The organism is Geomonas paludis, from assembly GCF_014193585.1.
In the GTDB taxonomy this organism is placed as follows: domain Bacteria; phylum Desulfobacterota; class Desulfuromonadia; order Geobacterales; family Geobacteraceae; genus Geomonas; species Geomonas paludis.
On sequence record NZ_BLXY01000009.1, the window covers coordinates 69,662 to 82,210 of the forward strand.

At 63.7% G+C, this 12,549-nt stretch carries 11 protein-coding genes; 3 read left to right on the plus strand and 8 right to left on the minus strand.

Annotated features, from left to right (window positions below; all coding sequences use genetic code 11):
• The first annotated feature begins 97 nt into the window (after positions 1-97).
• The 3 genes from tgt to mazG all read left to right on the plus strand — a co-directional run bounded on the left by tgt (position 98) and on the right by mazG (position 2,563).
• Entirely contained in the window at positions 98-1,204 is a 1,107-nt protein-coding gene (gene tgt, locus H7687_RS16785; RefSeq protein WP_183349520.1) for a tRNA guanosine(34) transglycosylase Tgt, read from the plus strand.
• Positions 1,205-1,215: 11 nt separating this feature from the next.
• Positions 1,216-1,560, plus strand: coding sequence for a c-type cytochrome (locus H7687_RS16790; protein WP_183349522.1), 345 nt, complete (start codon positions 1,216-1,218; stop codon positions 1,558-1,560).
• A 208-nt stretch (positions 1,561-1,768) separates the two neighbouring features.
• Positions 1,769-2,563 carry a nucleoside triphosphate pyrophosphohydrolase gene (mazG, locus tag H7687_RS16795; RefSeq protein ID WP_183349524.1) on the plus strand — a complete coding sequence of 265 codons (795 nt, stop codon included), beginning with the start codon at positions 1,769-1,771 and terminating at the stop codon, positions 2,561-2,563.
• Between the two features lie 309 nt (positions 2,564-2,872).
• Here the strand turns inward: mazG and murJ are convergent, their stop codons facing one another.
• The 8 genes from murJ to rfbB form a co-directional block, all read right to left on the minus strand.
• Positions 2,873-4,441 carry a murein biosynthesis integral membrane protein MurJ gene (murJ, locus tag H7687_RS16800; protein WP_183349525.1) on the minus strand — a complete coding sequence of 523 codons (1,569 nt, stop codon included), beginning with the start codon at positions 4,439-4,441 and terminating at the stop codon, positions 2,873-2,875.
• Positions 4,442-4,563: 122 nt separating this feature from the next.
• The gene (locus H7687_RS16805) at positions 4,564-5,733 is read right to left on the minus strand and encodes a class II aldolase/adducin family protein (RefSeq protein WP_183349527.1); all 1,170 of its coding nucleotides are present in this window, start codon (positions 5,731-5,733) and stop codon (positions 4,564-4,566) included.
• A 35-nt stretch (positions 5,734-5,768) separates the two neighbouring features.
• Positions 5,769-7,508: an aldehyde ferredoxin oxidoreductase family protein gene (locus H7687_RS16810; protein WP_183349529.1), complete on the minus strand. Its 1,740-nt coding sequence runs from the start codon at positions 7,506-7,508 to the stop codon at positions 5,769-5,771.
• 134 nt (positions 7,509-7,642) lie between these two features.
• Complete coding sequence (locus H7687_RS16815) at positions 7,643-8,716, minus strand: mannose-1-phosphate guanylyltransferase (protein ID WP_183349531.1); 1,074 nt, start codon at positions 8,714-8,716, stop codon at positions 7,643-7,645.
• Positions 8,717-8,769: 53 nt separating this feature from the next.
• Positions 8,770-9,921, minus strand: a complete 1,152-nt coding sequence (locus tag H7687_RS16820; RefSeq protein WP_183349533.1) for a Na+/H+ antiporter NhaA — start codon at positions 9,919-9,921, stop codon at positions 8,770-8,772.
• Entirely contained in the window at positions 9,922-10,314 is a 393-nt protein-coding gene (locus tag H7687_RS16825) for a cupin domain-containing protein (RefSeq protein ID WP_183349645.1), read from the minus strand. It lies immediately after the preceding gene.
• A 55-nt stretch (positions 10,315-10,369) separates the two neighbouring features.
• Positions 10,370-11,203, minus strand: a complete 834-nt coding sequence (gene rfbD / locus H7687_RS16830; protein WP_183349535.1) for a dTDP-4-dehydrorhamnose reductase — start codon at positions 11,201-11,203, stop codon at positions 10,370-10,372.
• 177 nt (positions 11,204-11,380) lie between these two features.
• Positions 11,381-12,448, minus strand: coding sequence for a dTDP-glucose 4,6-dehydratase (gene rfbB / locus H7687_RS16835; protein ID WP_183349537.1), 1,068 nt, complete (start codon positions 12,446-12,448; stop codon positions 11,381-11,383).
• Positions 12,449-12,549: the final 101 nt, after the last annotated feature.

Sequence of the window (12,549 nt, forward strand, 5' to 3'; positions counted from 1 at the left end):
TGAAATATCGCTTACGCCGCCGTAATGTTGCATTTTTTACCCCGCTCTGCTAATTAGGATAGGCACCCTCAGTAAAACATTAAAGCCAGGAAGGTTCATGATTTATAAACTGCTCAAGAAGGACCCCAAGTCCGGAGCGCGCCGCGGCGTGGTGACCACCGCCCACGGCCAGATCCAGACCCCGATATTCATGCCGGTTGCCACCCACGCCGCCATGAAGGCGATGACGCCGGCACAGGTGAAGGAGACCGGTGCCCAGATCATCCTCTCCAACACCTACCACCTGCACCTGCACCCGGGCGAGGCCCTGGTGCAGAAGGCGGGCGGGCTGCACAAGTTCATGTGCTGGGACGGCCCCATCCTCACCGACTCCGGCGGGTTCCAGGTCTTCTCGCTCCCGAAAAAGCGCATCACCGAAGAAGGGGTCTTCTTCCGCCACGAGGACACCGGCGAGGAGATCTTCCTCGACCCGGCCAAGGCCATCGCCATCCAGGAGGCCCTGGGCGCCGACATCATCATGAACTTCGACGAGTGCATCCCCTACCCCTGCGACAAGGCGTACGCGGAGCGCTCCACCGAGAAGACCATCCGCTGGGCCAAGCAGTGCATCGAGGCGCACTCGCGCGAGAACCAGTACCTGTTCGGCATCGTGCAGGGGAGCGTGTTCGAGGACCTGAGGAAGCGCTGCGCCAAGGCCCTGGTGAAGATGGACTTCCCCGGCTACGCCATCGGCGGGGTTTCCGTGGGCGAGGGGCTGGAACTTCTGAAGCAGGTGGTCGGCTACACCGCGCCGCACCTCCCCGAGGACAAGCCGCGCTACCTGATGGGTGTCGGCCTCCCCGAGGACATCCTGGAGAGCGTCGAGCGCGGCATCGACATGTTCGACTGCGTCATCCCGACCCGCTACGCCAGAAGCGCCACCCTCTTCACCAACCGCGGCCGTATCCGCCTCACCAACAAGAACTACCGGCGCGACTTCTACCCGGTCGAGCCCAACTGCACCTGCTACACCTGCCGCAACTTCACCAGGGCCTACCTGCACCACCTGTTCACCTCGAACGAGGTGCTCTCGGCGATCCTGGCCAGCATCCACAACGTGCACTTCTACCTGAACATGATGGCCGAGATCAGGACCTCCATCGAGGAGGGGCGTTTCCTGGAGTACAAGCAGAACTTCCTCGGCACCTACTTGAAGGGGAAATAGTGAAGTTAACTATGCGCACTTATATTCTTGCGACGCTGGCGCTGGCGCTTGCGGCCGGCTGCTCCAAGGGGGAACCGCAGCAGCCTGCCGAGACCAGGCGTCCTCCGGCCCAGTTGGAGCTCACCGACGAGGCGCTTTTCAACGAGCGCTGCCGCGACTGCCACATCGTCAAGGGCAAGGGCGGCGTGGTCGGCCCCGAACTGTCCCACGTCGGGAGCAAGCGGGATTCGCGTTTCCTGGAGCAGGTGATCCGCGAGCCGGCCAAGGTCTACCCCGGCACCGCCATGCCCCCCTACGACACCTTCTCGAAGAAACAGGTCGACTCCCTGGTCGACTACCTGAGCGGGCTCAAGTGATCCTGATCCTTTAGCTCGTTCACCACGTTCCTTGTTCCACTTGCCCGTCCACCCCCTCTCCCGCCGGGAGAGGGGGCCCGGAAGGCGGGTGAGGGATTTGCCCCGCAGCGGCTGGTGCACGTAGCAACGCCCTCACCCCGGCCCTCTCCCAGAGGGAGAGGGGGCAGTGGACCACATCACGACATTAATTCCTTCCGGAGATCCAACCATGTCCACCGAAACCACCCAAGACCGCTTCGACCGCCTTATGGAGATCATGCGCAGACTGCGCGCCCCCGGCGGCTGCCCCTGGGACGCGGAACAGACCCACGAATCGCTGAAGCGCTACCTCTTGGAGGAGTCCTACGAGGTGATCGAGGCCATCGACGCCAACAACGACGAACTCCTCAAGGAAGAACTGGGGGACCTCATCCTGCAGCCGGTGTTTCACGCGGCGGTCGCCGAGGAACGCGGCGCATTCACCATGGACCAGGTGCTGGACGCCATCAACGACAAGCTGGTGCGCCGCCATCCCCACGTCTTCGGGGACCAGGTCATCGAGAACAGCGCGGCACAGGTGGAGAACTGGGAGAAGATCAAGAAGAGCGAAAAGGGGGACGAGCGGAAGTCGGCGCTGTCGGGGATCCCGCCGCACCTGCCCGCCCTTATGAAAGCGCAGAAGATCACCGAGAAGGCTGCGCGGGTCGGCTTCGACTGGGAGCACACCGACCAGGTCTTCGCCAAGGTGATGGAGGAGTTGCACGAGTTCCAGGAGGCGATGGCCGCCGGGGACCAGCAGGAGATGGAGTCCGAACTGGGCGACCTCATCTTCGCCATCGTGAACCTGGGGCGCTTCCTGTCGCTCGACCCGGAGGAGGCGCTCAGGAAGACGATTCAGCGTTTCACCCGGCGCTTCAACCACATCGAAGAGACGCTGCACGGCGGGGGGCGGAGGCTGCAGGATGCCACCCTTGAAGAGATGGACCTACTCTGGGAAGAGGCCAAGAAATTAGAGAAATGTTGAATCTAATTAATATTTTTGAGAGACCAGAGGCTTATCCACATTTTGTGTGGATAAGGTGTGGAAAACGATGTTGACAAACTGAGAAACCTACGGCTTTTAAGCACTTTCCGCGTTCTGCATAAATATTGGCCACGCCGATATTCGAACGAAAAATCAACTACTTATGCCGGATTGTATACAAACGTGGTCTATCGACCACACACTGTATTAGCTGAACCTAATTAGGTGGCGACCCCGGTGGAAATCCTGTGCATAACTACCCGATTTCCGCCCACCTCGCGCCCCCGTGGCCTTCCCAAAGCGCCCCTTCTATTTTTTAAACAGCTTCCTCTTCACCAGGCCGATCACGTCACCGGCCTCTTCGCAGCGCAGCAGGTGCGCCGACACCAGGAAGATGGCCATACCGGCCAGCACCCCGCCTCCCAACACGCCCCCTTTGAGCAGCCTTTTCCCTGCCGGCGACCAGTCGATGAGACGCATGATCCAATACACCGCCAGCGCCATCGGAATGGAGGCGATCACCCCTTTCACCCCGGCAACGGCAATGGCCCGACCGCCGAAGGGGCCGATCTTCTTTCTCAGGAACCAGAGCAGGAGCATCATGTTCCCCAGCGCGGAAAGCGACGAGGCCAGCGCGAGCCCGCCGTGCTTCATCGGCCCCATCAGCAGCAGGCTGAACAGCAGGTTGAGCAGGAAGGCGACGAAGGCGATCACGACCGGCGTCTTGGTGTCCTTGAGCGCGTAGAAGGCGGGGACCAGCACGCGCACCAGCGCCACGAAAGTCAGCCCCACCGAGTAGTAAAGAAGCGCGGTGCCGCAGTTGACTGCCTTGGCGTAGTCGAAGGCCCCGCCCATGAACAGCAGGGAGAAGATCGGCGTGGCGCAGAACATGAGCCCGACCATGGCGGGTATGGTGATGAGCAGGGTGAGCCGGACGCCGTAGGAGAGCGATTCCTTGAGCGCGTCCATGTCGCCTGTGGCTGCCTGCCGGCTCATGGAAGGAAGCACCGCCTGGGCCACCGACACGGTGAAGATCCCCTGGGGAAACTCGAACAGCCGCTGCGCGTAGTAGAGGTAGGAAACGCTCCCCTCCGGAAGCAGCGATGCCAGGATGGACCCGACCGCTATGTTGAGGTAGTAGACCCCGACGCCGAAAACCGACGGCCCCATGAGCAGCGTGATCCTCTTCAGGGCCGGGTGGTTCAGGTCAAAGTTGGGCTTGAGCGGAAAGCCCATCCGGTACAGGACCGGCAACTGCAGGACCAGCTGCAGCACCCCGCCGATCAGCACGCCGACGGCCAGGGCGACGATGGGGACCTGGAAGCGGTCGTGCAGCAGCAGGGCGCACAGGATCATGGAGATGTTCAGGAACACCGTCGAGATGGCCGGGGTGAAGAAATGGCGCAGCGTGTTCAGTATCCCCATGCACAGGGCGACCAGGCTCACGAAGAAGATGTACGGGAACATGAGCCGGTTCAGCAGGATGGTCACCGAGAGCTTCTCCGGGTTGGAGGAGAAGCCGGGGAACATGACGTGCACGATCTGGGGCGAGAAGATGATGCCGAGGATGGTGATCCCCGCCATGACTATGGTGAGCGCGGTGAAGCAGACGTTGGCCAGCGCCCGGGTCTCCTCCTCCCCCCTGTTGGTGTGCCATTCCGAGAAGGTGGGGACGAAGGCGGAGGTGAGTGCTCCCTCGGCGAAGAAGCGGCGCAGCATGTTGGGGATCTGGAATGCGGCGAAGAAGGCGTCGGTGTAGAGGCCGGCGCCGAACATGCGGGAAACGACCATGTCCCGGATCATGCCCATGATGCGGGAGAGCATGGTGGCTGCGCCCAACACGCCGGCGGCGCGGGCTATGTTCTTCTTTTCAGACAAACAACCTCCTAAATCCGAAAACCAAAATTAACGCAAAGCCGCAAGGCCGCAAAGAAACCAACCCGAACCCTTTTAAAAGAGGTTGTGGCTTCCTTTGCGCCTTTGCGGCTTTGCGTTAAATTTTAAGCCTTTGTGATATCAAGCTGCCGGAAGTACTCCTCACGGCAGAAATTCTCCACGTCGACCATGGCCCTGAAGGTCTCGCCGAAGCCTGCGCGTCCCAGCGTGAAGACGCCGTGGCCGTAGACGATGGCGGAACCGCTGGCGCCGATGACCGGCGGGACCCGCTTCGCCAGCCCGCCGGCCCCTATCTCGCCGGCGACGACCGGCGTCCCCCCCAGGTCGCGCACGTGGGGGCAGTCCTTCCAGCAATCCTTGATGGCGCAGTCCTTCTTCTTGTCGCAGAGCATGCTCATCACCACGGAAAACTTGGGATGCCCGTGCAGGATGACGCGGGCGCCGGTCTGCTCGTAGATCTTTCGGTGCGCCAAGAGCTCGCTGGAGGCGGTGATCCCGGTGGTGGAGGAGTTGTCGGCCGGAACGGGGTCGATACACCCCTTCAGTTCGTCGAGACTCGCCGCGGTCTGCGAGATGTAGATCCGCTCGCCGGCCACCGCCGAGATGTTGCCGAAGAAGGAATCCACCAGCCCCCGCTCCACGGTGTAGCGCCCCACCCGCTCGATCTCGGCAAGGATCGCTTCCTTCTCCAGGGAAAGCGCCTCGACGAAGTCGAGCCCGGAGGCGGAGAGCGGCCTCAGCCACTCCCTGCGGAAGGAGTCGAAGGCCTCCTCCTCGCCCGGAAGGCGGAACCCCTCGACGAGCACGTCCTGCAGGTACTTGACGAAGGTGGAATGGAACACGGAGGAGTAGTTGATGAAGGCCTGCTCCACGGTGATGGCGCCGACGGCGACGATGCCGACTCCCTCGACGATGACCCCTTTGCGGTTGCCGAGCAGCCGCGCCAGGACGGGGGCGGCGTCCCCCGAGAGATCCTTGCGGCGCAGGAAGGGTATGTCGTGCAGGAAGGTCCGGGTCTCGGTATCCTGCGGCACGATGCACTCCTCCCCCTGCCCCGCCCGCGCGACCAGGAAGTCGGCGAAGGGAAGCGTCGGGCGCGCGGCCACGAGCGCCAGGGAGTTCAGGCGCGACAGCGTGGCTCCCGCCAGTGCGGCCAGTTCGGGGGCGCCAGCCGTGATCAGCGCGTCGTCCTGGGCCGCGAAGGCGATGCCGTCGGCACAGGCCGAGCGGTCGGCAAGGAGCTTGCCGGTGTATTTACTGATCTGGTCTCGCATATCTCACAGCTTCATGTTGGTTGTGGTGGCGTACATCAGGGCAACTCATCGAGAAGGTTTCGGTCGCCGAAACGGCCGTCCTCGTCCAGGCCGCGGATGCGGTAGTACTTCTGCAACTCCTCGTCGAAACGGGCGCGGTCGATCGGGTGCACGTCGATCCCCTCGCCCGCGCTCCCCGCCTCCTCGAAGAACCGGCGCGGCAGCGTGTCGTGACTGCGGTCGAAACCGTTGCCGCAGTTGTAGAAGCGCTCGGTAAGGTAGATGCGCTCGCCGATGCCCTTGAGCGACTCCGGCCCGTACTCCACGCCGGTCACCGCGGAGAGGAGCTCGCCGTATTCCTCCAGGGTAGCGCCGAAGAAGGCGAACTTGCAGGCGACCAGGGAATCGACCGCCGCGTTGACGTCTTCGGCGATCTTGATGATGCGGGCCTTGCCGGAGAAGGAGAAGCGGTCGGTGGGGACCGGCTTTCTCAGGATCTCGTGCGAGATCGGGTAGGCGCGCAGGTGGCAGCCGCCGCGGTTGGAGGTGACGTAGGCGAGCGCCATGCCGTAGGCGCCGCGCGGGTCGTACGCCGGCAGCTCCAGGGATTTCACGCTCATGGAAAGCTCGGGCTTGCCCAGGACCTCCGCCATGCGCCGCGAGCCGAGGCTTAAAAGTTCGCCCTGGTCGTGCCGGTAGGCGATATCGGCCAAAAGGGTCGCCACCTCGGCGGCATCCGGGAAGCGTCCGCGCGCCTCGCCGAAGGCGGAGAGGGTCGCCGCGGCGGAGATGGTGTCAAGCCCCAGTTCGTTGCACAGGGAGTTGGCCTTGACGATGGCATGCAGGTCGGAGATGCCGTTCAGGGCGCCGAAGTGGTTCACGGTTTCGTACTCCGGCAGCGGCTCGCCGGCGGCGCTCGCCTTCTTGCACTGGATGGGGCAGCCGTAGCACCCTTCCTTCCTGGCGCCGCACTCCTTGCGGATGGCCGGTCCCGAGTAGTTGCCGGAATCGGCGAAAAAGGTGGAGCGGAAGTTCTCGGTGGGCGCCATGCGCCGCTGCGCCATCAGGTCGACCAGCGCCGGGGTGCCGTACTCGGCGATGCCCAGTTCCCCGAAGATGACCGGCGAGGCGCGGAACAGACGCATGACATCGCCGCGGGCGGCATCGAAGCGCTCCTTATCGGCGACGCCGGTCACGCCGTCCCCCTGCGCGGTGATCGCCTTCAGCCCCTTGGCCCCCATGACGGCGCCCAGCCCGCCGCGGCCGATCGAGTTCCCCTCGCCCATCATGATGTTGGCGAAGAGGACGCCGTTTTCCCCGGCGGGGCCGATGGTGGTGACCGAGCCATACTGGCCGAGCGCCGCCACGGTCTCCTTCACCCCCTTGCCCCACAGCGACTGGGCCGGATGCAGATGGTCCCCTGCCGGGTCGATGGAGAGGAAGACCGGCGCAGGGCTCTTGCCGGTGATGAAGAGGGCATCCAGGCCGGCCGCCTTGAGCCGCCAGGCGAAACGCCCCCCGGCCGAGCAGTCGTAGATGGTGCCGGTGAGCGGCGAGCGCGAGACGCAGGAGAGGCGCGCCGCGGTGGGTGAGCTGGTGCCGCACAGGGGGCCGACGGCGAAGATGAGCGGCAGGTCCGGCTCGAAGGGGCCGAGGCGGAAGTAGTCGCGCATGAGCCGGACGCCCAGCCCGCGCCCGCCCAGGTAGGCGTGCAGAATTTCAGTGGGGATCTCCCTGCGCTCGCAGGTGCCGCGGGTGAGATCGACATGCAGCAACTTTCCGGTCCAGCCAAACATAACTAACCCCAGAAATCCGTTCTACGTTCTATGTTCTACGTTCTACGTTGTAAGCCCCCGCCTTCGACTCAGCACCTGGCGTGGTGGTTAGAGCAGTTAACGTAGAACCTAGAACGTAGAACGTAGAACTGTTTTTAAAGCAGTTCCAGCTTCCCCTGCCGCTCCAGTTCTTCGACCACTTTCTTCACGTCCTGGGCGGCACCCTTGGAGCAGACCAGGAGGGCGTCGGGGGTGTCCACCACGATCAGGTCGCTGACCCCGACAAAAGCTACCACTTTACCGTTGCCATAGGCAAGACACTCCTTGGCTCCGACGGAAACGGCGCCGCTTGAGTTGATCACCACGTGCCCCGCCGCGTCCGCCTCCATCACCTCGGGAAGGGCGCTCCAACTCCCCACGTCGCTCCAGCCGAAGGAGGCCGGGATGACCTGCACGTCCTTGGCCTTCTCCATCACGCCGAAGTCGATCGACTCCCCCTTGATGCCGCCGTAGATGTCGGCGATCTGGGGCTTCAAGTCGGAGAGCTCCCAGACGTCGGACTCGAAGCAGAGCTTGGCCAGGGCCCGGGAGAGCTCGGGCATGTGCTGACCGATCTGGTCCAGTATGGCGCAGGCACCCCAGACGAACATGCCGCTGTTCCAGTAAAAACGCCCGGAGGCCAAGAACTCGACGGCGCGCTCCAGGTTCGGCTTCTCCACGAAGCGCTTCACCGGCGCCGCCCCCGAATCGGCCGGCTCAGCCGCCTCGATGTAGCCGTAGCCGGTCTCGGGCCGGGTGGGGGTGATGCCCAGGGTCACCAGCGCTCCGCTCACGGCTACCGAACGGGCCGCCGCCAGGGTGGCACGGAAGGTCTCTTCGTCGACGATGTAGTGGTCGGCGGGGAGCACGACCATGATCCCGTCGGGATCGAAACGGGCGATGATGGATGCGGCCAGGCCGATGGCAGGCGCGGTGTTGCGCCCCACCGGCTCCTCGATCACGTCCACCGGGACCCCTTCGATGCAGGACAACTGGGCCCTGGTCTCGGCCGCCTGCAGGGCGTTGGTGATCACCAATACCCGTTTGGGATCCAGCGGCAGGACGCGTTCCACGGTCCTTTGCAGCATGGACTTGCCGCCGAAGACGGACATGAGCTGCTTCGGGGTGCTCTTGCGGGAAAGCGGCCAGAACCTGGTGCCGGAGCCGCCGGCGAGGATGACGATGTACATGGTTTCCTCCAGTTCTGCGATGATCCCCGCCCAAGGGGGGAAGAACTACGAAGCTACGCGCCTGTCTGCCTGGCGCGGCGCATTTTCATCACCAGCGCAGCGGGCACGAAGGCGAACAGGCTCAGCATGGCGCCCATCTTGGCGGCCGAGCCCGCTTCGGAATCCGGAAATGCCTCTCCGGCAACGAACAGTGCCACGGTGAAGCCGATCCCGGCGATCAGGCCGGTGGCGAACAGTTCCCTCAGCCCCACCCCGATGGGAAGCGGGAAACCGAGCTTACTTCCCAGCAGCCCGAACCCGACGATGCCGATCATCTTGCCGCAGATCAGCGAGGCCAGCACCAGCCAGGTGGCGGTGCCGACGGAACCGAAAGCGACGCCGGCGTTGACCAGCCCGAACACGAACAGCCCCAGGTCGACGAACAGCTTCCAGTCATGCTCGAAGCGTGACAGCGGCGTCAGGTCGTCCGGGTCGATGTCGAACATGTGGCGTTTCTCCACCGGCGGGTGCGGCAGGAACGGGACCACCAGGGTCAGCGCCAACGCGGGGTGCAGGTGGGCCTCATGGAGCCCCAACCAGCTCAGCGTCCCCCCGAATATGAGGTAGGGCCAGTAACTGATGACCCTGAAGCGGCGCAGCAGCCAGCAAAGGAGCAGGGCGCCGGCGCACAGCAGCAGCCATTGGGGCTGCACCGGGGCGAGCGGGTCGCCGTAGAAAAGGGCTATGATGACCAACCCCACCGCATCGTCGGCTATGGCCAAAAGGAGCAGGAACGAGATGGCCGGATGCCCCTTGCCGAAGATGAACCGCGCCGCCAGCCAGGCGAGCGCGATGTCCGTTGCCGTCGGGATGCCCCATCCCCGGTACAGGGCGGGATCGCCGAAGGCCCTGTTCAGCAGCAGGTAGAGCACGACCGGCCCCAGGATGCCTCCCACGGTCGCCAGGAGCGGGTTGACCGCGCGCCGCAAGGGGTGCAGGTCGCCCCCCGGCAGACAGCTCTGGGTGATCTCGACGGCGGCGATGCCGAAGAAGAACGCCATGAACAGGTCGTTGGTGACGAAGTGAACAGAAAGACCCGCGAAAAGCGGGTCGTGCAGGAGGTGGTGGTACTGCTCCGGGGCCAGGTTCGCCCACAGGAGCGCGGCCACGACGCCGGCCGCCAGGGGGGCCGAGAACTCCCTGAGCAGGCTCAGTTGTCTCTTCATTTATGCGACAGGCTCCCCGGCCGCCTCGACGGTGCTCTCCGCAGCGGTGGTCTCGACGCGGTGGTAGTCATCCTGGAAGCGGACGATGTCGTCCTCGCCCAGGTACTCGCCGCTTTGCACCTCGATGATGACCAGCGGGATCACGCCCGGGTTCTCCAGGCGGTGCGTCGACCCGATCGGGATGAAGGTGGACTCGTTGATATTGACGATCTTGACGTCCTCTCCGCAGGTGACCTTGGCGGTGCCGGACACCACGATCCAGTGCTCGCTGCGGTGATGGTGCATCTGCAGCGAAAGCCTCTGGCCGGGCATCACCTCGATGCGCTTGATCTTGTAGCCGTTGTGCTCGTCCAGGACGGTGTATGTTCCCCAGGGACGCTCTCCGCGCTCCATGATGGCCTCCGTGTTGTTGTAGGGGCGAATAATCATTCGCCCTGCCCTTGTCATTTTACCGAACCGGCCTCAACTCCATGTACCGCGCCAGCGCGTCCTGCCAGGGCTGGGGCACGAAGCCGGTGTCCTGCTGCAGCTTGCCGCAGTCCAGGGTGGAATAAAGCGGCCGCGGTGCGGGACGGTTCAGTTGCTCCGTGGTCATCGGCAGGACGGTGACGTCCAGTCCGGCCAGCCGGAAGATCTCCTTGGCGAACCCGTTCCAGGAGACGAACCCGGAGTTCGCCGCGTGGTAGGTCCCCTGGCACCCCTTGTCCAAGAGCGCCTTGATGGCCAGTGCGAGATCGCGAGTCCAGGTGGGGGAGCCGATCTGGTCGTCCACCACGGTCAGTTCCTTCTTCTCCGCGCCCAGTTTCAGCATGGTCTCCACGAAGTTCCTGCCGCCGTGGCCGTAGAGCCACTGCGTGCGCACGATCAGGTGGCTGGGGTTGAACCAGGTGTTCATCTCGCCGCCCAGCTTGGACTCGCCGTAGACGCTCAGCGGGCCAGCCAGGTCGTCCTCCACGTAGGGGGAGCCTTTTTGGCCGTCGAAGATGTAGTCCGTGCTCACCTGGACCAGCTTGGCGCCGATCTCCTTGCTGATCATGGCCAGAAAGCCCACCCCTTCGCTGTTGACCATCATGGCCTGTTCCGTGTTGGACTGGCAGCCGTCCACATCGGTGTAGGCGGCAGCGTTGATCACCACCGAGGGCTTCAGGGTGAGCAGCACCCGCTGCACCGACTCGAGGTCGGTGATGTCGATCTCGTCGACGTCGACCCCGCGCGCCGCATCGCCGTACAGCGCCATCAACTCCTGCCCCAGCATCCCTTTGCTGCCGACTACCAGAATCATCTAACCTCCAAAAACCCGTTCAAGGTTCAACGTTCAACGTTCGCCGGGAGTGCCGCTTCGGCCACCGGCAACGTGACCGACTCCCAAACGCGGAACAAGAAAAGATAATAGCCGACATCGATGAAATATGAACCTGCGGATGTGCCTAACGTCGAACGTTGAACGTTGAACGGCCGTTTATGCCGCTCCGTACTGCATCTCGTAGTATTCCCGGTAGGCGCCACTGACGACTTCTTCGACCCACCCCTGGTTGGCCAGGTACCAGTCGATGGTCTCGGCGATGCCGCGCTCGAAGGTGTAGCTCGGCTCCCAGGAGAGCTCGCGCTTCAACTTGGAGGCGTCGATGGCGTAGCGCCGGTCGTGCCCCTTACGGTCCTTGACGAAGGTGATCAGCTCGCGGCTCTCCCCCGCGGCGCGCCCAAGACGCTCGTCCATCAGGTCGCAGACCAGCTTCACGATATCGATGTTCTTCCACTCGTTGTTGCCGCCCACGTTGAAGATCTCGCCGGGCTGGCCCTGCTTGAGCACGCGCTCGATGGCGGCGGAGTGGTCCTTCACGTGCAGCCAGTCGCGCACGTTGAGGCCGTCGCCGTACACCGGCAGGGAGCGCTTCTTGAGGATGTTGTGGATCATGAGCGGAATCAGCTTCTCGGGGAAGTGATAGGGCCCGTAATTGTTGGAGCAGCGGGTATTGAGGGTGGGGAGACCGAAGGTCTCGAAGTAGGCGCGCACCAAAAGGTCGGCGCCGGCCTTGCTCGCGGAGTACGGGGAGTTGGGCGCCAGCGGCGTCTCCTCCGTGAAGTACCCCTCGGGGCCGAGGCTGCCGTACACCTCGTCGGTGGAGACCTGCAGGAAACGGAACTCGTCAAGCTTCTCGGCGTGCTGCCGGCTCGCCTCCAGGAGGGTCTGGGTCCCCAGCACGTTGGTTCTCACGAAGATGTCGGGGCCGGTGATGGAGCGGTCCACGTGCGATTCGGCCGCGAAGTGCGCCACGGCATCGACCTTCTCCTCGGCCAAAAGGCGCGCCACCAGCTCGGCGTCGCAGATGTCACCCTTGACGAAGCGGTAGTTGGCACTCCCTTCCACAGCGGTCAGGTTCTTCAGGTTCCCGGCGTAGGTCAGCAGGTCCAGGTTGATCACCCGGCACTGCGGGTTACCGGCCATGAAATGGTTGATGAAATTGGACCCGATGAAACCGGCCCCACCGGTAACCAGTAACGAGGTGGGTGTGAACACGTCCTGCATAACGCCTCCGCTCGGCTCTGCCTCGGCGCCTTGGTGCAGCGGCGCCCTTTTTTAAGCCGACTATTGTAGATACACCGGGGAAAGCAAAAGTGTCAACTGCT

Excerpts from the sequence above, each read along its gene's own strand:
- H7687_RS16815 (WP_183349531.1), bottom strand. The coding sequence starts at position 8,716 with ATGTACATCGTCATCCTCGCCGGCGGCTCCGGCACCAGGTTCTGGCCG.
- H7687_RS16805 (WP_183349527.1), bottom strand. The coding sequence starts at position 5,733 with ATGCGAGACCAGATCAGTAAATACACCGGCAAGCTCCTTGCCGACCGC.
- H7687_RS16790 (WP_183349522.1), top strand. The coding sequence starts at position 1,216 with ATGCGCACTTATATTCTTGCGACGCTGGCGCTGGCGCTTGCGGCCGGC.
- rfbD (WP_183349535.1), bottom strand. The coding sequence starts at position 11,203 with ATGATTCTGGTAGTCGGCAGCAAAGGGATGCTGGGGCAGGAGTTGATG.
- H7687_RS16825 (WP_183349645.1), bottom strand. The coding sequence starts at position 10,314 with ATGGAGCGCGGAGAGCGTCCCTGGGGAACATACACCGTCCTGGACGAG.
- mazG (WP_183349524.1), top strand. The coding sequence starts at position 1,769 with ATGTCCACCGAAACCACCCAAGACCGCTTCGACCGCCTTATGGAGATC.
- H7687_RS16820 (WP_183349533.1), bottom strand. The coding sequence starts at position 9,921 with ATGAAGAGACAACTGAGCCTGCTCAGGGAGTTCTCGGCCCCCCTGGCG.
- H7687_RS16810 (WP_183349529.1), bottom strand. The coding sequence starts at position 7,508 with ATGTTTGGCTGGACCGGAAAGTTGCTGCATGTCGATCTCACCCGCGGC.
- tgt (WP_183349520.1), top strand. The coding sequence starts at position 98 with ATGATTTATAAACTGCTCAAGAAGGACCCCAAGTCCGGAGCGCGCCGC.
- rfbB (WP_183349537.1), bottom strand. The coding sequence starts at position 12,448 with ATGCAGGACGTGTTCACACCCACCTCGTTACTGGTTACCGGTGGGGCC.